The sequence below is a fragment of the Mumia sp. Pv4-285 genome (assembly GCF_041320275.1).
In the GTDB taxonomy this organism is placed as follows: domain Bacteria; phylum Actinomycetota; class Actinomycetes; order Propionibacteriales; family Nocardioidaceae; genus Mumia; species Mumia qirimensis.
Genome location: NZ_CP162023.1, coordinates 1695681 through 1717595, shown reverse-complemented (window position 1 = coordinate 1717595; position 21915 = coordinate 1695681). Strand labels below are relative to the sequence as shown.

Here is a 21915-nt window from a genome sequence, read left to right as displayed (position 1 = left end):
CCGCCGGATCGATACTGGAGAGGAAGGCCGATCCCGGAGGTAGTCCCGTGCCCGATCTCGACTCGCACCCCACTCCCGTCGCCACGGGGCTCACGACCGACCTCGACGGCATCGCCGACGAGGCCGTCGCCCTGGTGCGACGGTGGAACGCCACATCCCAGGCGATCCGGCCGGACAAGGCGGCCGCACGTCTCGGTGCCGTCCTGGAGGATCCCGCCGGGCTCGCCTTCACCACCGGCTTCGTCGACGGCGTCATCCGTCCCGAGGACCCGGCGGTCGCCGCGCAGAACTTCGCCGCGCTCTCGCGTCAGGCACCACGGTTCCTGCCCTGGCACCTTCGCACCGCCGTACGCCTCGGCGGCACTGTCGCTCCGTACCTTCCCCGCGTCGTGATCCCGATCGTGCGCCGCACGCTGCGCGCGATGGTCGGACACCTGCTCGTGGACGCGAGCGACCGTCGGCTGGGACGCGCGATCGCCCACCTCCGCCGCCCAGGGATCCGGCTCAACGTCAACCTGCTCGGCGAGGCGGTGCTCGGACGTCGCGAGGCGTCGCGCCGCCTCGCCGGCACGCGCCGAGTCCTGGCGCGCGACGACGTCGACTACGTCTCGATCAAGGTGTCCTCGACGGTCGCACCGCACGCCGCCTGGGCGTTCGACGAAGCCGTGTCCGACATCGTCGACCAGCTCGCGCCGCTCTTCCTCCAGGCTGCCGCCTCGTCGCCGAAGAAGTTCGTGAACCTCGACATGGAGGAGTACCGCGACCTCGACCTCACCATGGCGGTCTTCACCCGGCTCCTGTCACGGCCCGAGCTCCTCGACCTCGAGGCAGGGATCGTCCTTCAGGCCTACCTTCCCGACGCGCTCGGCGCGATGATCCGGCTGCAGACGTGGGCCGCAGCGCGCACGGCCCGCGGCGGGGCACCGATCAAGGTCCGCGTCGTCAAGGGCGCGAACCTGCCGATGGAGCGCGTGGAGGCTGCGCTGCACGACTGGCCGCTGGCGACCTGGGGGAGCAAGCAGGAGACCGACACGAACTACAAGCGCGTCCTCGAGTACGCGCTGCGGCCGGAGCACGCACGCCACGTGCGGGTCGGCGTGGCCGGGCACAACCTGTTCGACCTCGCGTTCGCGTGGCTGCTCGCCGGCCGCCGCGGCACCCGCGACGCGATGGACGTCGAGATGCTGCTCGGCATGGCCCAGGCCCAGGCCGAGGTCGTCCGCGCCGAGGTCGGCAGTCTGCTGTTCTACACGCCGGTCGTCCACCCGGCAGAGTTCGACGTCGCCATCGCGTACCTCGTACGCCGCCTGGAGGAGGGCGCGAGCCAGGAGAACTTCATGAGTGCCGTCCTCAAGCTCGACGAGGACGCCCTTTTCGAGCGTGAGCGGCAGCGGTTCGCCGCATCGCTCGCCGACCTCGACACCGCCGTCCCCCTCCCCAACCGGCACCAGGACCGGACGGTCGCCCCCGCAGCCGGTCCTCGAGGCACGTTCCGCACTGATCAATTCCACAACACCCAGGACACCGACCCGTCGCTCGCCCCGAACCGTCTCTGGGCACGCGAGGTCCTCGCCGCAGTCCCGGCGTCAGACGCCGGCCAGGCGCTGGTCGCCGAGCACACCGTACGGTCGGGCGACCAGCTGGACGCCCTGATCCACAGCGCGGTTCAGGCCGCCCCCCGGTGGGCCGCGCTCGGCGGCGCGGGGCGGGCCGCTGTGCTCGAGGACGCCGCGGACGAGCTCGAGCGGCGTCGCTCGGACCTTCTCGAGGTGATGGCGTCGGAAGCCGGCAAGACCCTCGGCGAGGGTGATCCGGAGGTCTCCGAGGCGATCGACTTCGCGCGCTACTACGCCACGCTGGCGCGCGAGCTCGACGACGTGGACGGCGCGGAACCCGTGCCGGTCCGACTGACCGTCGTCACGCCGCCGTGGAACTTCCCCGTCGCGATCCCCGCCGGTTCCACCCTGGCCGCGCTCGCCGCCGGCTCCGCGGTCGTCGTCAAGCCCGCTCCGCAGGCTGCACGGTGCGGTTCGCTGATGGTCGAGACCTTGTGGCGAGCCGGTGTCCCGCGTGACGTCCTCCAGCTGGCGCACGTGGACGAGGGCGACCTCGGCAGCCGACTGATCGGCGACCGTCGCGTCGACCGTGTCGTCCTCACGGGGGCGTTCGAGACCGCTGAGCTGTTCCGGTCCTTCCGACCGGACCTGCCGCTGCTCGCGGAGACGAGCGGCAAGAACGCGATCGTCGTCACCCCGAGCGCCGACCTCGACCTGGCCGCCCGCGACGTCGCCGCGTCGGCGTTCGGGCACGCGGGCCAGAAGTGCTCGGCCGCGTCGCTGGTCATCCTCGTGGGCTCGGTCGCGCGCTCGCGCCGCTTCCGTGAGCAGCTCGTCGATGCGGTCACCTCGCTCGAGGTCGGAACGCCCGAGGTCGCGACGACACAGGTCGGCCCGCTGATCGAGCCTGCCCGCGGCAAGCTCCTCGACGCCCTGACGACGTTGGGACCCGGTGAGTCGTGGCTCGTCGAGCCCCGCAGGCTGGACGACGCCGGCCAGCTCTGGTCCCCCGGGGTCCGCGTCGGTGTCGCACCAGGATCCGTCGCCCACCTCACGGAGTTCTTCGGGCCCGTCCTCTCCGTCATGACGGCCGAGACCCTCGCCGAGGCGATCGCGCTCCAGAACCAGGTCGACTACGGGCTCACGGCCGGTCTCCACTCGCTCGACCGGTCCGAGATCGACACCTGGCTGTCGTCGGTGCGGGCCGGCAACCTCTACGTCAACCGCGGCATCACCGGCGCCGTGGTCCGCCGCCAGCCCTTCGGCGGGTGGAAGCGCTCAGCAGTCGGGGCCGGCACCAAGGCCGGCGGCCCGAGCTACCTCGTCGGGCTCACCGGCTGGCGCTCGTGCCCGTCCACCGCGACCACGGCGCCGCTCCCGGTAGTCGGCCCCCTCCGCGAGGCCGCCGGTGCCGTCGGCCTCCCACCGGAGGATCTGGAGCGCCTCGACCGCGCGCTCCGCAGCGACGCCCAGGCGTGGCACGACCTGTACGCCGAGGGTGCCGATCCGAGCGCCCTCGGCGTCGAGCGCAACGTGCTGCGTCACCTTCCGACGACGGTGACGGTCCGGCACACTGCCGACGCCTCGCTGACGGACCTCGTACGCGTCGTCGCGGCCGGGGCAGCTGCCGGCGGCACCGTCGTGGTGTCGTCCGAGGAACCCCTGCCCGCCGCGCTGACCGGTGCGATCACGAGGCTCGGGATCAGCGTGCACGTCGACGACGACGCCGCGTGGCTGCGGCACGTCGAGGCGTCGGCCGGGGGCCGGATCCGCATGGTCGCCGCGGATGCAGAGGCGGAGGCGAGCGCCCTGGCGACGGCGCTCGGGGGACGACCGGACGTGGCGGTCTGGGCTCAGCCGGTCACCGAGTCGGGCCGGATCGAGCTGCTGCCGTTCCTGCACGAGCAGGCCGTCAGCGTGACCGCGCACCGGTTCGGGATCCCTCACGACCTCACCGAAGGGCTGGTCTGACGAGGTCGACGGGACGTCAGCGGTCGACGTAGTCGAGCGAGCGCAGGCCCCGCTCCAGGTGCCACTGGAGGTACGACGCGACGAGCGCACTCGCCTCGCGACGCGTGCGGTCCCCCGATGTCTCGGCCTGCGGCCAGAGCCCGCTGAGCAGCGCCCCGAGGAGGAGCACCGTCTCCGGCGCCGGGTTGTCCGATCCCGGGAGCCGGCAGTCGACGCAGAGCATCCCGCCGGCGCCGGGGTTGAAGGAACGGTGGGGTCCTGCGAGCCCGCACCGGGCGCAGGTGTCGAAGCTGGGGGCGTACCCGGCGATCGCGAGCGAGCGCAGCAGGAACGAGTCGAGGATCAGCCCGCTGGGATGCCGGCGGTCGGCCAGTGCCCGTAGCGCTCCGACGAGCAGCAGGTACTGCTGGGCGGCCGGGTGGCCGTCCTCGCCCACCAGGCGGTCGGCGGACTCCAGCATCGACGTGCCGCACGTGTAGGCGCCGTAGTCGTTGCCGAGGCGCCCGGCGTACGCGTCGAGCGTCTCGACCTGCGTGATGACGTCGAGCGTGCGGCCCTCGGCGAGCTGGAGGTCGACGTGCATGAAGGGCTCGACCCGCGAACCGAATCGCGAGCTCGTCCGGCGTACGCCCTTGGCCACGGCGCGCACCCGGCCGTGGTGACGGGTCAGGAGCGTGACGATGCGGTCCGCCTCGCCCAGCTTCTGGGTCCGGAGGACGACGGCCTCGTCGCGGTAGAGCGCCACGGGCACCATTCTGCCGCGCGCTTCGTCGTACGAGGTGAGGGCCGCGCCGGACAGGGAGACCGAGGAGGGTTGATACCCCTACCCCCTAGGGGTATGGTGCGGTGATGATCACCTACACCGCACGACGACGTGCCGCCGCTCTCGTCACCGCCGTCGCCTTCGGGCTCGGGGTCTCCGCCTGCGGGGCGGACGACACCGGGACCAGCGGCGGCGGCCACGGAGGCCACGAGACGTCGCAGGAGTCGGACGCGTCCCCGGCCGAGGAAGGCGACCACAACGCCGCCGACGTCGCCTTCGCGCAGCAGATGATCCCCCACCACCGCCAGGCACTGGAGATGGCTGCGCTCGCGCCGTCTCGCGCAGGCACCGAGGTCGCAGCGCTCGCGGAGCGCATCGGCGCCGCGCAGGACCCCGAGATCGCCACGATGACCGGGTGGCTCGAGGAGTGGGGCAAGGACGTGCCCGCAGAGGACGACGCTCACGCCGGCCACACCGACATGCCGGGGATGATGTCGCCGGAGGACCTCGACCGGCTGGAGGGGCTGACCGGCGACGCCTTCGACGCCGAGTTCCTGCGGCAGATGATCGCGCACCACGAGGGTGCGGTCGCGATGGCGGAGGACGAGGTCACCGCCGGGTCCGACCCCGAGGCGATCGCGCTGGCACAGCAGGTCGTCACCGCGCAGCGTGCGGAGATCGCCGAGATGCAGGCCTTGCTCGCGCGCTAGCGTGGACGCGTGCCTCCCTCCCGCAGGACTGCCGTCGACGCCTGGTCGAACCGTGACCGGTTCGTCGTCGTGGACGGCGCGCTCGCGACCGAGCTCGAGCGGCACGGGGCCGACATCTCGAGCGCGCTGTGGTCCGCGACGCTGCTGCGCGACGACCCTGCGCTGATCGCCCGTGTTCACCGCGACTACCTCGACGCCGGCGCCGACGTGCTGATCACTGCCAGCTATCAGGCGACCGTGGAGGGCTTCGAGCGCGCCGGCATCGACCCGGCCGAGGCCGAGGCTCTGATCGCCTCGTCGGTGACCCTCGCACGTGAGGTCCGCGACACGTTCGTCACCGAGCAGCCAGACGCGTTCGCGAAGGGGCGCTCACGGCCGCTCGTCGCTGCCTCGATCGGCCCGTACGGCGCCGCGCTGGCGGACGGGTCCGAGTATCGCGGCGACTACGGCGTCGACGTCGCCACGCTGGTCGCGTTCCACCGGGACCGCCTGCAGCTCCTCGCGGACGCGGGCCCCGACCTCCTGGCCTGCGAGACCGTGCCGTCGGTCGTGGAGGCTGAGGCGCTCGCAACCCTCGTCGACGCCGAGCAGGAACGCACCGGCACGCCGGCCTGGATCACGTTCACCGCCCGGGACGCCCACCGCCTCAGCGACGGCACGCCCGTCCGCGAGGCCGCGAAGCTGGCCGCGGACCACGCGTTCGTCGCGATCGGCATCAACTGCACGGCGCTCGAGCACATCGCGCCGCTCGTCGAGGCGATCGCCGCCACCACCGTCGTGCCGGTCGTCGTCTATCCCAACTCCGGCGAGACCTGGGATGCCGGTTCCCGCGGATGGACCGGGTCGTCGGCGCGCGGCAGCTGGGCGCGCTGGGTCCGGGAGTGGCGGGACGCAGGGGCGAGCCTCATCGGCGGGTGCTGTCGGACCACACCGGCCGACGTCGCCGAGATCGCGTCCGTCCGAGGCTAGTTCCTACGAGTGTGTCGTCCCGCTCCGCGGAACGCTGTTACGCTCTGCGCAGCCCGGCCGCTCCGCCGCCGCGGCCGAGCCGAGGAGCACGATGAACGACACGCCTGCACCGGACGACTCTGCCGCCGCGACGGACGACCCGATCACGCGACGGCAGTGGCTCGCGATGCTCACCGTCTCGGTGGGCGTCGCCCTGGTCGTGATGGACATGACCATCGTCAACGTCGCGGTCCCCGTGATCATCGAGGATCTCGGACTGACGGCCGCGGGCGCGCAGTGGATGAACGCGATCTACCTGCTGATGCTGGCGTCGGTGCTCCTTGCGGCGGGACGCTTCGGCGACCAGTACGGCCGCCGGCGGGTCTACGCGATCGGCCTCGTCCTCTTCATGGCCGCCAGCCTCGTCGCCGGCGCCGCGCAGAGCCAGGAGATGCTGATCGCCGCCCGGTTCGTCCAGGGACTCGGCGCCGCGATGATCGTCCCCAGCACTCTCTCCACGCTCAACGCGACGTTCCACGGCCGCGCGCGGGGGATCGCCTTCGCGATCTGGGGCTCGACCGTCGGGGGCATGGTTGCCGTCGGGCCACTCATCGGCGGCTGGCTCGCGACCGACTCGAGCTGGCGCTGGGCGTTCTGGATCAACCTGCCCTTCGGTCTGCTCGCACTGCTCGGCATCGTGAAGGTCCTGGACGAGACCAAGGACCCCGACCTTCAGCCCGGCACCGACCTGGTCGGCCTCGCACTGTCGACGCTCGGCCTCGGTGGTGTCGTCTTCGGCCTGATCGAAGGCCAGTACTACGGCTGGTGGCGCCAGGAGTCCGGTGCCCTCTCCCCCGTACCGTTCGCGATCGGTATCGGGACCGTCCTGGTCGTCGCCTTCGTCGTCGTCGAGGCGAGGCGTGGCCGCGCCGGACGGGTCACGCTGATCGACCTCACGCTGATGCGGTTCCGTTCGCTGCGCTACGGGTCCATCGCCGCGCTGATCGTCGCGCTGGGCGAGATTGGCCTCATCTTCACGCTCCCGCTCCTCCTCCAAGGCGCCCTCGGCTACACACCGCTGGGCACCGGCTTCCTCGTGCTCTGGTTGGCTGTGGGCACGTTCCTCGTGTCCGGCGCGACGCCGCAGCTGACCGCGCGGATCGGCCATCGTGCCGTCGTCCGGATCGGACTCCTCCTCGAGGTCGTCGCGGTCGCCGGCATCGCGGCAGTCATCAGCCTGACGGTGAGCGGAACGGCGATCGCCGCGCTCCTGTTCGTGTACGGTGCCGGCGTCGGCATGGCGACCGCGCAGCTGACCAGCGTGATCCTTGCCGAGATCCCGCTCGGCGCGAGCGGGCAGGCGTCCGGGTTCCTCACGACCGTGCGCCAGCTCGGGTCCGCGCTGGGTGTCGCCGTGCTCGGCGGGCTGCTCATCTCCACGCTCGCCTCTCGCACGGCGGACGAGCTCGCCACGACGACGATGCCGGCGTACGAGCAGGAGCAGGTCGTCGCAGCCGTGCGTGACAGCGCCGGCGCGGCGATCCCCGAGCTCGCGGAGGAGCCGGCGACGGCCGCGGCGGGCGCCGCTGCGCAGGAGTCGATGGTCACCGCCAGCAAGATCACGACCGCAGTCGCGGCCGTCATCCTCGTCGGTGGGCTCGCGGCGACCCTGGCTCTCCCCCGAGACACCACCCGTGGTGGACCGACCGGCGCCGGGTCGCCTCAGCGCCCCCGCGTGCGTCGCCGAGACGCCGCGCGGAGCTGATCAGCGACGACCCGGCGGCCGCACGGTCTGCGTCAGTCGCGTGCTGCGGCGGCGCGGTTCGCCGCGGAGACGACCGCCTTGAGCGACGCCGTCACGATGCTCGGGTCCACGCCGACGCCCCAGACGATCTGGTCCCCGATCTCGCACTCGACGTACGCCGCGGCGACCGCGTCGCCACCCGACGAGAGGGCGTGCTCGGCGTAGTCGAGCACCCGGACGTCACCGTTGACCGACCCGATGGCATCGACGAACGCAGCGACGGGGCCGTTGCCCTCGCCCTTGAGCGACCGGACGTTGTCACCCACGCGGACGTCGACGACCAGCTCGTCGAGCCCGTCGTGGTCCGTCGACGAACGGAACGCCTCCAGGGCGTACGGCGTGGTGCGCTCGAGGTACTCGGCGGAGAACGCCGACCAGATCTGGTCGACGGACATCTCGCCGGCCTCACCCTCCGTCATCGACTGGACGACCCGGCTGAACTCGATCTGGAGCCGACGCGGCAGGTCCATCTTGTGCTCGGACTTCATGATGTACGCGACGCCGCCCTTGCCGGACTGGCTGTTCACGCGGATCACGGCCTCGTACGAGCGACCGACGTCGTGGGGGTCGATCGGCAGGTACGGGGCTTCCCACGGCATCTCCGAGACCGGGATGCCCCGCTCGACGGCCTGACGGTCGAGGTCCTCCAGACCCTTCTTGATCGCGTCCTGGTGCGAACCCGAGAACGCCGTGTAGACGAGATCGCCGGCGTACGGGTGGCGCGGATGGACCGGCAGCCCCGTGCAGTACTCGACGGTGCGACGGACCTCGTCGATGTCGGAGAAGTCGATCTGCGGGTCGATGCCCTGGCTGAAGAGGTTCATGCCCAGCGTGACCAGGTCGACGTTGCCGGTGCGCTCGCCGTGTCCGAACAGGCAGCCCTCGACGCGGTCGGCGCCGGCCATCATCGCCAGCTCCGTCGCGGCCACCGCCGTACCGCGGTCGTTGTGCGGGTGCAGCGAGATCGCGACGTGCTCGCGGCGCGAGATGGCGCGTCCGAACCACTCGATCTGGTCGGCGTACGTGTTGGGCGTCGCCATCTCGACGGTCGCGGGCAGGTTGAGGATGATCTCGCGACCGGCCTCGGGCTGCCAGACGTCCATGACGGCCTCGCACACGTCGACCGAGAACTCGAGCTCGGCGCCGGTGAAGATCTCGGGCGAGTACTGGTAGCCGAAGTCGGTGCCCTGCAGGTACTCGTCGGCGTACTTCATGACGAGCTCGGTGCCGCGTACGGCGATCGCCCGGCACTCGTCACGATCCACGCCGAAGACGACTCGGCGGAACAGCGGCGCGACGGCGTTGTAGAGGTGGATGTTGGCGTTCTTCGCCCCGACCAACGACTGCGCCGTGCGGTCGATCAGGTCCTCGCGGGCCTGGGTCAGGACCGAGATCGTCACGTGGTCAGGGATGAGGTCGTCCTCGACGAGGTGACGGACGAAGGCGAAGTCCGTCTCGCTGGCGCTCGGGAAACCGACCTCGATCTCCTTGTAGCCCATGCGTACGAGCATGTCGAACATGCGGCGCTTGCGGGCGGGCGTCATCGGGTCGATCAGCGCCTGGTTGCCGTCGCGGAGATCGGTCGACAACCAGCGCGGCGCCTCGGTGATCGTCTTCGACGGCCAGGTGCGGTCGGGGATGTCGATCGGCGGGAAGGCGGGGTAGCGCTCGTACGGCATGCCGCTGGGCTGCTGAGGGGAGATGGCCATGGTGGGTCCTCGCTCGGTGAAAGGCTCGTCGCCTGAAGAGGGGCGCCGCGGTGCGGCGGACGGCCGGCCATGACGAACGCCGCGACGAGGGGGTCCGACCTAGAGCGAACCCTCGCCGCGGCACCGAAGGAGGAGGCGCGCGTAGTACATGGCTACGAGGAGCATAACCCACGGCGCCCGCTAGTCTCACCGGGTGGCCACCTTGCTCCTCGTCCACCACACGCCCACCGCGTCAGTCCAGGCGCTCGCCGAGGCCGTGACCGCCGGCGCGCACGACCCCGCGATCGAACGCGTCGAGGTCGTCGTACGCCCGGCGCTCGAGGCCCGCGCCGACGACGTCCTCGCGGCCGACGCGTACGTGCTCGGCACCCCGGCCAACTTCGGCTACATGTCAGGGGCGCTGAAGCACTTCTTCGACACGATCTTCCTCGAGGCCGGGGGTGCGCTGGCCGACGACGGCTCGGCCGCCGGGGGCGGCGACGGGCCGGCGCGCCGCAGCAAGCCGTACGGGCTGTGGATCCACGGCCGGTACGACACGACCGGTGCCGTCCGCGCCGTCCAGTCGATCGTCGGCGCGCTGGGCTGGACGCAGGCGGCGCCCGTCCTCGAGATCCTCGGCGACGTCGGCGAACCCCAGCGCGCGGCAGCGTACGAGCTCGGGGCGACCCTGGCCGCGCACCTCTCCGCCTGATTGCGGACAGCACCACTGCTCCTACTGTGGAGGCGTGGTTACTCGGCACCGCGTCATCGTCCGCGCCCTCGGAGCGCTCACCGCCGTCCTGACGGTCGGTCTCACCGCCTGTACGGGAGACGGATCGTCCGACGAGCCGGATGCCACCGGCACCACGAGCAGCCCGAGCGCCTCCCCTACTCCCACGGCGGCACCACGGCCGGTCGTCGACGCGTGCTACCGACTGACACCGGCGCAGCTCGACGAGGCGCAGCTCGACGTCGCCCCGGTCCCGTGCACCCAGCCGCACACCACGCAGACCTACCTGGTCGCGATGCTTCCCGACGAGGTCGATCCTGCCGACGGCGCGGCGGTCGCCACGGCCGCCGACCGCGGATGTCGTGCGGCTCTGCGCCCCTACCTGCGGGCGACACCGGCACGTCTCGCGCTGTCGCGGGCCACGTACGCGTGGTTCGTCCCCAGCGACGACGACCTCGAGGCAGGCGCCCGGTGGCTGCGGTGCGACGTCGCCGTCTCTCGCAGCGACACCACCCTGCTGCCCCTGCCAGTGAAGGCACACGGGCTCCTCAGGAACGACGGCGCGCTCGACCGGTACGGCCGGTGCGCGCGCACCGGTCGAGCCGGCATCGCCGCCGGCGAGGGCGGACGCGCGTGCGCACTCCCCCACACCTGGCGGGCCGTGGCGGCACGCCGGCTGGGAGCGGCGCGTGACGCCTATCCGGGTGGTGCCGCCGTACGCCAGGACGTCCTCTCCCGTTGCGAGCAGCCCGCGCGGGAGTTCACCGACAACAGCACCGCCGACATCGACGTCGGCTGGCTGCCGCCGAGCCGCGCCGCGTGGGCGTCCGGTGACCGGTTCGGCCTCTGCTGGACGCGGACGCGCGACTGACGCCGGCCGAGGTCGGGCGCAGCTGGCCTCGGGTAGCGGCCCGCCCCGTACACTGGCAGCCGTCGTGCCGCCGAAACCCCGGGAGGACGTCCAGTGACGGCTCCGCGTCACCTCCGCACCCGCACCCGCAACCTCGTGGTCGCCATGCTCGGTGCCGGAGCCCTGACCCTGGTCGCTGCCTGCGGCTCGGCGTCGGACCTCGCCGGTGCCGGCGACGACCCCACGACGGAGGCCACGCCCCCGATCAGGACGCTGCCTCCCACCGAGTCGGCGGCTCCCACTCCGTCGCCGACGCCGACGACACCGGTCGTGACGCTCCCCAAGACCGGTGAGTGCCGCAAGCCCGGCACGGTCGACGCGACGCTCCGCGTCAGCGACGACGACACCGCACCGGTTCCCTGTGCAGGTGCGACGGCCCTCACGTACCTCGTGCGCACGATGCCTGCACCGCTGAAGGCCGCCGTCGCGAACTACAACACGACCCGCATCCTCAAGGCAGCCCGGCCGATCTGCGAGAAGGCCGCGATCAGCTACCTCGGCAAGGACCGTCCCACGTTCGAGCGCTCGCAGTTCGGCTTCATCGTGGGCGTCCCCAGCCCGGCCCAGACCGCCGAGGGTGCTGCGTGGATGCGGTGCGACCTGGTGCTCTCCGCGAACGCCACCCGCCTCGCCGCCCTTCCCGCGAAGACCAAGGGAGCACTCACCGGCAAGCGGTCGACCGGCTACATGCAGTGCGTCCGCGGTGACATCCGCGTCGCCGTCGGCACGGTCGCCTGCTCGACGAAGCACCAGTGGCGTGGCATCGACAGCATCCGCCTCGGCTCGCCGACCGCGTCGTACCCGGGGTCCAAGCGCTCGCAGTCGACGATGCGCGACCGGTGCACGACGAGCGTCCGCCGCTATCTCGACACGCGAGGGTCGTTCGAGTACGGCTACATCTCGCCGAGCAAGACCTCGTGGCAGCGCGGGGAACGCTGGGGCGTCTGCTTCGCGAAGACCCGCAACTAGGCCGCGAGCCGCCCTGAGCGGCTCGCGAACGCCCAGAAAGTGGCTCGCGAACGCTAGAAGCCGAGGCGGCGGAGCTGCTTCGGATCGCGCTGCCAGTCCTTGGCCACCTTGACCCGCAGGTCGAGGAAGACCGGCGTGCCGAGGATGCGTTCGATCTGACCGCGGGAGTCGGAGCCGATCTGCCTCAGCCGAGCGCCGCCCTTGCCGATCACGATGCCCTTCTGGCTGTCGCGCTCCACGAAGATCACCGCACGGACGTCGACCAGCGGCCGGTCCTCCGGGCGGTCCTCGCGCGGGACCATCTCCTCGATCACGACAGCGATCGAGTGCGGCAGCTCGTCGCGCACACCCTCCAGCGACGCCTCACGGATCACCTCGGCGACCAGCGTCTCCTCGGGCTCGTCGGTCAGCTGACCGTCGGGGTACAGCGGGACGCCTTCGGGCAGCTCGTCGATCAGCAGGTTGCGCAGGTGCTCGACCTGGTAGCCGGACTTCGCCGACACCGGGACGACGTGCCTCCAGTCGACTCCCAGCTCGTCACCGGTCGCAGCGATGTCGCTGAGGTGCTGCAGGAGCCGGTCGGGCGCCACCTTGTCGGTCTTGGTGGCGAGCGCGATCATCGGCATCCGGCGGATCTTTGCGAGCTCGCCGATCAGGTAGCGGTCGCCCGGGCCGATCTTCTCGTCCGCGGGGAGGCAGACCCCGACGACGTCGACATCGGCCCACGTGCTGCGGACCAGGTCGTTCAAGCGCTCACCGAGCAGCGTCCGCGGACGGTGGAGCCCCGGCGTGTCGACCAGGATCAGCTGCGCGTCGGGGGTGTGGACGAGTCCGCGGATCACGTGACGCGTCGTCTGCGGACGCGACGACGTGATCGCGACCTTGTCGCCGACGAGCGCGTTCGTCAGCGTCGACTTGCCGGCGTTGGGCCGGCCGACGAAGCATGCGAAGCCCGACCTGAAGGCGCTCATGCCTCCACCCGAGTCCGCGCGACACCCTGAGGGTCGGCGAGCAGCACCGGCACCCCGGCGCCGGCGAAGTCACGGATCACCTGTCGGTCGTCCTCGCTGACGGCGTCGGCATCGGTGCTGAGGGCTGCCGCCTCGAGCCCGGTCGCGCCGGAGGACACCGCCATGGCGACGGCGAGGCTGAGAGCCGACAGCCGCAACGTCGGCAGCTCGACGGTTGCCGCGGCGTACGTGCGGCCGTCGCGGTCACGGACCGAGGCGCCCTCGGCGGCACGGGTCCGTGCACGAGTGGCTCGAGCGAGGGTCAGGATCTTGCGGTCCTCAGGGTCGTCGACGCTGATGGGTTCGGGTGCCATGCCGCCCAGGGTATCGGCGGGCATCAGTGGGACGCCGATGCGCCGACCGACTCCTCGGAGTCACCGCCCACCTCGTCGCGACTGACGAGGACACTGCCGATGCGGTTGCGGCGCCCGCTCGGCGCCTCCGCGACGAAGCGCAGGCCGTCGAGGGCGAGCTCGCTGCCCGCGATCGGGACCTTGCCGAGGTGCTTCGCCATGAGGCCACCGACGGAGTCGACGTCGTCGTCCTCGATCGGGACGCCGAAGAGCTCCTGCAGGTCGTCGACGTCGTAGCGGGCGCTGATGCGTACGGAGCCGTTGGCAAGGTATTCGACGTCGTCGGGCGGCGCGTCGTACTCGTCGGTGATCTCACCGACGATCTCCTCGAGGACGTCCTCGATCGTCACCATGCCCGCCGTGCCGCCGTACTCGTCGACGACGATCGCGACGTGCGTGCGGTGGGCCTGCATCTCCCGGAGGAGGTCCGCGGCAGGCTTGGAGTCGGGGACGTAGAGGCACGGTCGCATGACGGACTCGACCCGCTCGGTCGTCTCGGCCTCACGGTTGTCGAAGACCCGCTTGGTGACGTCCTTGAGGTACGCCATGCCGACGACGTCGTCGAGGCTGTCGCCGGTGACGGGGATGCGTGAGTATCCGCTGCGCAGCGCGAGCGACATCGCCTGGCGCAGCTTCTTGGTGCGCTCGATGAACACCACGTCGGTGCGCGGGACCATGACCTCGCGGACGACAGTGTCGCCGAGCTCGAACACCGAGTGGATCATCTGACGCTCGCCGGACTCGATCAGCGCGTTCTGCTCGGCGAGGTCCACCATCTCGCGCAGCTCGGCCTCCGACGAGAACGGCCCCTCACGGAAGCCCTTGCCGGGCGTGAGCGCGTTGCCGATGAGGATGAGGAGGCGCGGCACGGGACCGAGGATGCGGGTGATCGCCGCCAGGGGCGCCGCGGACAGCAGGGCGACGCGCTCGGAGTTCTGGCGGCCGAGGGTCCGGGGGCCGACGCCGATCGCCACGAACGAGACCACCGTCATCACGATCGTCGCGAGCAGGACCTGCAGCCACTGGCCGGAGAACGCGTGCACGAACACGACCGCGACCATCACGACCGCACCGGTCTCGGACAGGATGCGCAGCAGCAGCGCGGTGTTGATGTAGGGGGCGGGATCGCGGACGATCGCCACCACCTTCGTCGCGCCCGAGCGGCCCTCGGCGACGAGCTCGTCGGCGCGGGCCTTCGAGAACGTCGAGAGCGCGGCGTCGGCGCTGGCGAGGAGCCCGGCGAGGAAGACCAGGACCACGGCCGTGGCGGTGAGCCACACGTCGACGGTCATCACGAGCCCGCCCCCACCGCGTCCTGCCGGTCGGACCGACCGTCGCGCCACCGGCCCAGCAGCTCGTCCTGCAGGGAGAACATCTCCTGGTGCTCCTCGGGCTCCGCGTGGTCGTAGCCCAGCAGGTGCAGGATGCCGTGCACCGTCAACAGCTCGAGGTGGTCGCGCAGCACGAGACCCTCGGACTCGGCGTCCTTCTGGGCGACCTCGGGACACAGGACCATGTCACCGAGGTATCCCTCCTCCGCGTCGAGGTCGTCGGTGCCCGGCCGCAGCTCGTCCATCGGGAAGGACAGGACGTCGGTGGGCCCCTTCTTGTCCATCCACTTCTCGTTGTACTCGGTCATGGTCGGCGGATCGACGACGATCATCGTCATCTCGGTCGCCGGTGCGAGCCGCATCTCTTCCATGACGAACTGGGCGAGGCGCGTCAGACGGACCACGTCGACGGCGACGCCGTCGGAGTCTCGGTAGCTCGACTCATCGAGTACGTCGACGTTCATGCCCCTCGCCCTCGCCCTCGAACTCGTCGTACGCGGCCACGATGCGGCCGACCAGCTTGTGGCGGACGACGTCGGCGGAGGTCAGCTGCGGGAACGAGATGTCACGGACCCCGTCGAGGATCTCGCGCACCACGCGGAGGCCGCTGCGCTGGCCACCGGGGAGGTCGATTTGCGTGATGTCGCCGGTCACGACCATCTTGGAGCCGAAGCCGAGCCGTGTCAGGAACATCTTCATCTGCTCGGGCGAGGTGTTCTGTGCCTCGTCGAGGATGATGAAGGCGTCGTTGAGCGTGCGGCCACGCATGTAGGCCAGCGGCGCGACCTCGATCGTCCCGGCCGCGAGCAGCTTGGGGATCGTCTCCGGGTCGAGCATGTCGTGCAGCGCGTCGTACAGCGGGCGCAGGTAGGGGTCGATCTTCTCGCTGAGCGTGCCGGGCAGGAAGCCGAGGTTCTCGCCGGCCTCGACGGCAGGCCGGGTCAGGATGATCCGGTTGACGTCCTTGGCCTGCAGCGCCTGCACGGCCTTCGCCATCGCGAGGTAGGTCTTGCCGGTGCCGGCGGGCCCGATCCCGAAGACGATGGTGTGCTTGTCGATCGCGTCGACGTAGCGCTTCTGGTTGAGCGTCTTGGGACGGATCGTCCGGCCGCGGTTGGAGAGGATGTTGAGGCTCAGCACGTCGGCCGGGCGCTCCTCGGTCTCCGTCCGGAGGATCGTGATGCTCCGCTCGATGGTCTCGGTCGTCAGACCCTGACCGGTGCGGATCATGGTGACGAGCTCCTCGAGGAGGCGCTCGACCAGGGCAGACTCGGCTGCCGTCGCGCGGATCGTGACCTGGTTGCCCCGGACATGGATGTCGGCGTCGAAGCTCGACTCGACCAGCCGGAGGAACTCGTCTGCGGGGCCGAGCAACGACACCATCGGGATGCTCGCCGGGATCGTCACGGTGTGCTGCAGGGGTTCAGGTGTACTCATCGGCGCCCCCTCGGGGGCAGTTCTCCTTCGCGTCGTACGGACCACTCCATCGTAGGCGGCTCGGGTGACGGTGTGCGAGCGTGATTCTGTCCTCGTTCGGCCGGGCGCATCGGGCCCGGCCGGGGCGATCAGCGGAAGACGTCGCGGATCCGGCCGAAGACTCCACGGTGCGGAGCAGCGAACTCCGGCTCGACCAGCTCCTCGCCGCGCTCCGACGCCAGCTGGCCGAGCAGCTCGCGCTGGCGGTCGTCGAGCCTCGTCGGGGTCTCCACCACGACGCGTACGAGGAGGTCGCCACGCCCGACACCGCGCAGGTGCGGGACGCCGCGGCCGCGGATCGTGACCGTCTCGCCGGACTGGGTCCCGGGTGCGATGTCGAACGCGATCGTCGCCTCGGCGGCATCGACACCGGTGTCGGCCTCGAGGGTCGGCAGATCGATCTGGGTGCCGAGCGCCGCGGCCGTCATCGGGACACGGACGTCGCAATAGAGGTCGTCGTCGGAGCGGGTGTAGACCTGGTGGGGCTCGACCTCGACCTCGACGTACAGGTCGGCGGCCGGGCCGCCTCCGGGGCCGACCTCGCCCTCGCCGGTGAGCTGGATCCGGGTGCCGGTGTCGACGCCGCCCGGAACCTTGATCGTGAGCGTGCGGCGGCTGCGGACACGGCCGTCGCCGGCGCACTCCTCGCACGGGTTCACGATGACGCTGCCGAAGCCCTGGCAGGTCGGGCACTGGCGCGCCGTACGGATGTCGCCCAGGAACGAGCGCTGCACGTGCTGGACCTCTCCCCTGCCCCGGCACGTCTGGCAGGTCACCGGCTCGGCACCGTCGGCGGACCCGTTGCCGTGGCACGTCGCACACACGACCGCGGTGTCGACCTTGAGCTCACGGGTCGTGCCGAAGGCCGCGTCGGCGAGCGACACGCTGATGCGGATGAGGGCGTCGTTGCCGCGGCGGGTACGACCACGCGGACCGCGCTGCGTCTGCTGGCCGAAGAACGCGTCCATGATGTCGCTGAACGAGAAGCCGGCACCGAAACCACCGCCGCCGGCATTGCTCAGGGGATCGCCGCCACGGTCGTAGAACGAGCGCTTCTCGGGGTCCGACAGCACCTCGTACGCCACGGTGACGGTCTTGAAGCGCTCCTGCGCCTCCGGATCAGGGTTGACGTCCGGGTGCAGGGCGCGCGCCAACCGACGGTACGCCTTCTTGATCTCCTCGGGGCTCGCGTCACGGCTGACACCGAGGGTCTCGTAGTAGTCCTGGCTCATGCGTCCTTGTCTGTCTCTCGGTCGCTTCTGTTCAGTCGCTGAGGGTCTGGCCGACGTATCGGGCGACGGCGCGCACCGCCGCCATCGTGCCCGGGTAGTCCATCCGGGTGGGGCCGACGACGCCGAGGGTGGCGAGGGGCTCCGTGCTCGTGCCGTACGCGGTGGCGACCAGCGAGGTCGCCGAGAGCTCCTCGTACGGCACCTCCGCACCGATGCGCACCGTCAGCATGCTCGGCGAGGTCGCCTCACCGAGAAGCTTGAGCAGCACGACGTGCTCCTCCAACGCCTCGAGCACCGGCTTGATCGAGGTGTCGAAGTCGGCGCCGAACCTGGCGAGGTTGGCGGCGCCCCCGACGGCGACGCGCTCGTCGGCGCGCTCGTCGGAGAACGCGCGGGTCAAGGTGGCGACGACCGCCGTCACGATCGGCTGCTCCTCAGGCCTGAACGTGGTGATCAGGTCGGCGACACCGGCCGAGGCGTCCGGGAGACGTTGGCCGACCGCCGCACCGATCACCTTGCCGCGCAGCTCGACGAGGAGCAGGTCGTTGGGCTCCTCGGGGAGCTCCACGATCCGCTGGTCGACGCGACCGGAGGAGGTGATGAGCACCACGAGGATGCGTCCGCGCTCCATCGGCACCAGCTCGACGTGCCGCACGGTGGACCGGGTGAGCGTCGGGTACTGGACGAGCGCCACCTGGTGGGTGAGCTGCGACAGCAGCCGCACGCTGCGCTGCACGACGTCGTCGACGTCCACGGCACCGTCGAGGAAGGACTCGATCGCGCGACGCTCCGGCGTGCTCAGCCGTCGCACGGAGGCGAGCCGGTCGACGAACAGACGGTAGCCCTTGTCCGTCGGGATCCGCCCGGCACTCGTGTGCGGCTGGGCGATGAACCCGTGCTCCTCGAGGATCGCCATGTCGTTGCGCACCGTCGCCGGCGAGACACCGAGCTGATGGCGGTCGACGAGGGCGCGGGAGCCGACCGGCTCCTGCGTCGCCACGTAGTCCTCGACGATGGCACGCAGCACGGCCAGCTTGCGCTCGTCGAGCACGACCTCTGCCACGATCCCTCCTCGTCCAGCACGGCCCTTGGCACTCACGCGCCCTGAGTGCCAGTCTAGCCAGCCGCACCAGCCGCGTGTGGCTCCCGGTCCGACGCGTCCCGAACCGCTAGTTTGCTGCTCGTGGCTCACGACCGATACGGCTCCGACGTCCTGTCCGGCGACTGGCGCGTCCCCAAACGCGGGCGCTCCACCGAGGTCGAGGCCGAGATCGGCATGGTCGTCGAGGAGGTCGAGACCGACTTCTGCGGCGCGATCATCCGTACCGACCGCGATCTCGGCACCGTCGACCTCGAGGACCGGCGCGGCAAACGCCGGACGTTCCTCCTGGGTCCGGGCTTCCTGCTGGAGGGCAAGCCGGTCGTCCTGAACGCGCCGGCACGCCCTGCTGCTCCGGCGCGGCCTACTCACACCGCCTCCGGCTCCGTCGCGGTCCAGGACACGAAGGCGCGGGTCGCGCGAGCGAGCCGCATCTACGTCGAGGGCCGACACGACGCGGAGCTCGTCGAGAAGGTGTGGGGCGACGACCTCCGGGTGGAGGGGGTCGCGGTCGAGTACCTCGAGGGCGTCGACGACCTGCCGTCGGTGGTGGCGCGCTTCAAGCCGGGACCGGGACGCGACCTCGGCGTCCTCGTCGACCACCTCGTCCCCGGCTCGAAGGAGTCCCGCATCGCCCAGGCGGTGCTCCGCGGGCCGTACAAGCAGCACGTCCTCGTCGTCGGCCACCCCTACGTCGACATCTGGCAAGGGGTGAAGCCGGAGCGAGTCGGCCTCGAGAAGTGGCCGGTGATCCCGCGCAGCATGTCGTGGAAGCACGGCATCTGCCAGTCTCTCGGCTGGCCACACCGCTCGCAGGCCGACATCGCTCACGCGTGGAAGCGCATCCTCGGGTCGGTCCGGTCGTACGCCGACCTCGAGCCGGCGCTGCTCGGACGCGTCGAGGAGCTCATCGACTTCGTCACGCGCTGAGCACCGGCTGCGAGGACTACGGCGCGTCGGCGCGGATCCGCCAGAAGCACAGCCCTCCCAGTCCGAGCGCCAGCGCGAGCACGAGCGCCGCCTCACGCCACTGCAAGGTCCAGAAGTGGCTGGCCGGGTGAGCGGTGACCTGTTGCACGTAGCCCTCGTCCGCCAGCCGGTCGAAGCAGGCTGCTCGGGCTTCCACCGGGGCGTTCTCCCCCGGTGGCGGACCACCGCACTCGGCGACCCACGCCGGCAGCGTCCGCATCCGCTGCCCGTCGGCGTCGAGCGTGACGTTGGACAGCTCCCACTCACCGGTCTGTCCCGTACCGACCCGGATCTCCTGCACGTTCTCTATCTCGTCCTCCGTGCCAGAGATCATCAGCGAGACGAGGTTCTCGTCGGTGATCGGGGTGGTGATGGTCTGCGGATCCGCCAGCTGGGCGCGCACGGTGATCACGACGAGCAGCTGGACGGCGAGGACGAGCACCAGGGTCACTGCCATCGCGAGCACCGTCCGCCGGAGCACGAGCCCGGCCAGCACCCCGATCGCGAGCGCGAGCAGCGCGTAGCCGACCGGGACGAGGCCCCGAGCACCGAAGACTGCCGGCTCCATGCGCGAGACCATGAAAGGGCCTGTCCCCTCGCCAGTCGCGATCGCGCGCTCGATGGGACCCGACCACCAGGTCACGCCCCACGACAGCAGACCCGCGACCGCAGCCGTGACCACGGCCGCGCCGCCGAGCTTGAAGGCGAGCCATCGCGTCCGCGTGACCGACTGGCTCCACGCGAGGCGGTGCGTGCGCGCCTCCAGCTCGCGCGCCACCATCGGCGCACCCCAAAAGGCGCCCACGACCAGGGGCAGTGCGTACGCCGCCGCGATGCCCGCGTAGTAGAGCGTGACCTTGAACGCGTCGGCGCTCAGCCCGGTCAGGAACGAGCTCGCCCCGTCCTCCGCCGCGTCGACGATCCCCGGGCCGGTCACGGCCAGCGCGACGAGCAGCACAGCAACGGCCAGGGCGGTCGGAACGGCCTGGCCGCGCAGCTGGCGCCAGGTCAGCCAGGTCATCGGACCACCTCCACGGTAGGGCGTGGACGTTGGGAGGAGGCGTCGCTGCGCAGGTAGGCGAGCACGAGGTCCTCGAGCCCGAGCGGAGCGGCGTCCCACGACGGATCCACGATCGGTGCTGCCGTGCGGACCACGAAGGTGCTCTGGCGGTCGGTGTGGCTGGCCGTGACGACGTGCTGGCCGGCGGGGCCGGTGTCGGAGGCCCGTCGCGCTCCCGTCATGCGGCGGTGAGAGGCGAGGAGGTCGTCGAGATCACCGGCCACCCGCACCTGCGAGTCGACGAGCACGACCAGGTAGTCACAGGCCCGCTCCAGGTCGGAGACCAGGTGCGAGGAGAGAACGACGGTGAGGCCCTGCTCCGCGACAGCCTCCATCAGGTCCTGCATGAACTCGCGGCGGGCGAGCGGGTCGAGCGCGGCGACCGGCTCGTCGAGGATGAGCAGCTCCGGTCTCTTGCCGATGGCCATGGTGAGCGCGATCTGGGCGCGCTGACCGCCCGACAGGCTGCCGGTGCGACGATGCGGGTCGATGCCGAGCCGGTCGATCCGCTCGCGGACGATCCGTTCGTCCCACCGCGGATTGAGGTGCGCGCCGAGTCGCAGGTGGTCGGCGACGCTCATCCCGCGGTACGTCGGTGCGTCCTGGCTCACGAAGCCGACGCGAGCGAGGTGCTCGGCTCCGGAGGACGGATCCTCGCCCAGCACCTCGACCCGACCCGCTGTCGGGGCGAGCAACCCTGCAGCGAGCCCCAGCAGCGTGCTCTTGCCGGCGCCGTTCGGGCCGACGAGGGCGACCACCCGGCCCGACGGGAGATCGAGCGTGCAGTCCCTCAGGGCCCAGTGGCGACTTCGGCCGTACCTCTTGCCGAGCTCATGCGTTCTCAGTGCTGTGGTCATGCGATGTCCTCCTCGGAGGCGGCCCGAAAGCTGGTCATGAACAGCGCCTCGATGCTCTCGTCGTCGAGGCCGGCGCGGCGGGCCTTGGACAGCCACCGCTGAAGGTCGGTGCGCAGTGGGCCGTGCGCCGCGAGAGTGTTGTCGGTGAGGGTCCGCGTGATGAACGTGCCGACCCCCGGTCGGGGTGCGACCAGGCCGTCGCGCTCGAGGTCGCGGTAGGCCTTCAGCACGGTGTTGGGGTTGATCGCCAGCTGGCGGGCGACGTCCTTCACGGTAGGGAGCTGGTCGCCCTCGTCGAGAAGGCCGAGCCGAAGGGCGCGGCGTACCTGCTGCACGAGCTGCAGGTAGGCGGAGACTCCGGATCGGGAGTCCAGATGGAACTCGATCATGCGATGCTCCTAATGTACTATCTGAGTAGCACTATAGATGAGCGTCTCTGCGGGCGCAACGGTCGCTGGGAGGGCCCTGAGAGACTGGAG

The 21915-nt window shown here is 71.1% G+C and carries 20 protein-coding genes; 8 read left to right on the top strand and 12 right to left on the bottom strand.

The window, feature by feature from the left end; translation table 11 throughout:
- The first annotated feature begins 110 nt into the window (after positions 1-110).
- Positions 111-3527, top strand: coding sequence for a proline dehydrogenase family protein (locus tag AB3M34_RS08280; protein ID WP_370619977.1), 3417 nt, complete (start codon positions 111-113; stop codon positions 3525-3527).
- A gap of 16 nt (positions 3528-3543) precedes the next feature.
- On the opposite strand, the gene recO is transcribed toward AB3M34_RS08280, so the two are convergent.
- The gene (gene recO / locus AB3M34_RS08275) at positions 3544-4272 is read right to left on the bottom strand and encodes a DNA repair protein RecO (RefSeq protein ID WP_370618933.1); all 729 of its coding nucleotides are present in this window, start codon (positions 4270-4272) and stop codon (positions 3544-3546) included.
- A 104-nt stretch (positions 4273-4376) separates the two neighbouring features.
- On the opposite strand from recO, the gene AB3M34_RS08270 reads away from it, so the two are divergent.
- From AB3M34_RS08270 to AB3M34_RS08260, 3 genes are all read left to right on the top strand, one after another.
- Positions 4377-5000, top strand: coding sequence for a DUF305 domain-containing protein (locus tag AB3M34_RS08270; RefSeq protein WP_370618931.1), 624 nt, complete (start codon positions 4377-4379; stop codon positions 4998-5000).
- Positions 5001-5009: 9 nt separating this feature from the next.
- Complete coding sequence (gene mmuM, locus AB3M34_RS08265) at positions 5010-5969, top strand: homocysteine S-methyltransferase (RefSeq protein WP_370618929.1); 960 nt, start codon at positions 5010-5012, stop codon at positions 5967-5969.
- A gap of 91 nt (positions 5970-6060) precedes the next feature.
- Positions 6061-7713 carry an MFS transporter gene (locus AB3M34_RS08260; protein WP_370618927.1) on the top strand — a complete coding sequence of 551 codons (1653 nt, stop codon included), beginning with the start codon at positions 6061-6063 and terminating at the stop codon, positions 7711-7713.
- Positions 7714-7745: 32 nt separating this feature from the next.
- On the opposite strand, the gene leuA is transcribed toward AB3M34_RS08260, so the two are convergent.
- Complete coding sequence (leuA, locus tag AB3M34_RS08255) at positions 7746-9461, bottom strand: 2-isopropylmalate synthase (protein ID WP_370618925.1); 1716 nt, start codon at positions 9459-9461, stop codon at positions 7746-7748.
- Between the two features lie 193 nt (positions 9462-9654).
- Here leuA and AB3M34_RS08250 point away from each other — a divergent pair, with 193 nt between their 5' ends.
- The 3 genes from AB3M34_RS08250 to AB3M34_RS08240 all read left to right on the top strand — a co-directional run bounded on the left by AB3M34_RS08250 (position 9655) and on the right by AB3M34_RS08240 (position 12049).
- A complete protein-coding gene (locus tag AB3M34_RS08250; protein WP_370618924.1) occupies positions 9655-10152 on the top strand; it encodes a flavodoxin family protein in 498 nt (165 codons plus the stop codon).
- A gap of 34 nt (positions 10153-10186) precedes the next feature.
- A complete protein-coding gene (locus AB3M34_RS08245; protein WP_370618922.1) occupies positions 10187-11041 on the top strand; it encodes a septum formation family protein in 855 nt (284 codons plus the stop codon).
- 93 nt (positions 11042-11134) lie between these two features.
- A complete protein-coding gene (locus tag AB3M34_RS08240) occupies positions 11135-12049 on the top strand; it encodes a septum formation family protein (RefSeq protein ID WP_370618920.1) in 915 nt (304 codons plus the stop codon).
- 53 nt (positions 12050-12102) lie between these two features.
- Here AB3M34_RS08240 and era read toward each other — a convergent pair whose 3' ends face one another.
- From era to hrcA, 7 genes are all read right to left on the bottom strand, one after another.
- The gene (gene era / locus AB3M34_RS08235; RefSeq protein ID WP_370618918.1) at positions 12103-13020 is read right to left on the bottom strand and encodes a GTPase Era; all 918 of its coding nucleotides are present in this window, start codon (positions 13018-13020) and stop codon (positions 12103-12105) included.
- On the bottom strand, positions 13017-13373 hold the full coding sequence (locus tag AB3M34_RS08230; protein WP_370618916.1) for a cytidine deaminase: 357 nt from the start codon (positions 13371-13373) through the stop codon (positions 13017-13019). Before AB3M34_RS08230 ends, era begins: the two co-directional genes overlap by 4 nt.
- Before the next feature lie 23 nt (positions 13374-13396).
- Positions 13397-14704 (bottom strand): hemolysin family protein, encoded by a 1308-nt coding sequence (locus AB3M34_RS08225; RefSeq protein WP_370618915.1) that lies wholly within the window; start codon positions 14702-14704, stop codon positions 13397-13399.
- The gene (gene ybeY, locus AB3M34_RS08220) at positions 14704-15207 is read right to left on the bottom strand and encodes an rRNA maturation RNase YbeY (protein WP_370618913.1); all 504 of its coding nucleotides are present in this window, start codon (positions 15205-15207) and stop codon (positions 14704-14706) included. Before ybeY ends, AB3M34_RS08225 begins: the two co-directional genes overlap by 1 nt.
- Positions 15185-16180, bottom strand: coding sequence for a PhoH family protein (locus AB3M34_RS08215; protein WP_370618911.1), 996 nt, complete (start codon positions 16178-16180; stop codon positions 15185-15187). Before AB3M34_RS08215 ends, ybeY begins: the two co-directional genes overlap by 23 nt.
- A gap of 128 nt (positions 16181-16308) precedes the next feature.
- Entirely contained in the window at positions 16309-17451 is a 1143-nt protein-coding gene (gene dnaJ / locus AB3M34_RS08210) for a molecular chaperone DnaJ (protein ID WP_370618909.1), read from the bottom strand.
- Positions 17452-17482: 31 nt separating this feature from the next.
- Positions 17483-18502, bottom strand: coding sequence for a heat-inducible transcriptional repressor HrcA (gene hrcA / locus AB3M34_RS08205; RefSeq protein ID WP_370619975.1), 1020 nt, complete (start codon positions 18500-18502; stop codon positions 17483-17485).
- A gap of 126 nt (positions 18503-18628) precedes the next feature.
- Here hrcA and AB3M34_RS08200 point away from each other — a divergent pair, with 126 nt between their 5' ends.
- Positions 18629-19480 (top strand): DUF3097 domain-containing protein, encoded by an 852-nt coding sequence (locus tag AB3M34_RS08200; RefSeq protein WP_370619973.1) that lies wholly within the window; start codon positions 18629-18631, stop codon positions 19478-19480.
- 16 nt (positions 19481-19496) lie between these two features.
- Here the strand turns inward: AB3M34_RS08200 and AB3M34_RS08195 are convergent, their stop codons facing one another.
- Genes AB3M34_RS08195 through AB3M34_RS08185 form a run of 3 tightly spaced genes read right to left on the bottom strand, consistent with a single transcriptional unit; the run spans position 19497 to position 21825 of the window.
- A complete protein-coding gene (locus tag AB3M34_RS08195; RefSeq protein ID WP_370618907.1) occupies positions 19497-20540 on the bottom strand; it encodes an ABC transporter permease subunit in 1044 nt (347 codons plus the stop codon).
- Positions 20537-21436, bottom strand: a complete 900-nt coding sequence (locus tag AB3M34_RS08190) for an ABC transporter ATP-binding protein (RefSeq protein ID WP_370618905.1) — start codon at positions 21434-21436, stop codon at positions 20537-20539. Before AB3M34_RS08190 ends, AB3M34_RS08195 begins: the two co-directional genes overlap by 4 nt.
- On the bottom strand, positions 21433-21825 hold the full coding sequence (locus AB3M34_RS08185) for a GntR family transcriptional regulator (protein WP_370618903.1): 393 nt from the start codon (positions 21823-21825) through the stop codon (positions 21433-21435). Before AB3M34_RS08185 ends, AB3M34_RS08190 begins: the two co-directional genes overlap by 4 nt.
- Between the last annotated feature and the right edge of the window lie 90 nt (positions 21826-21915).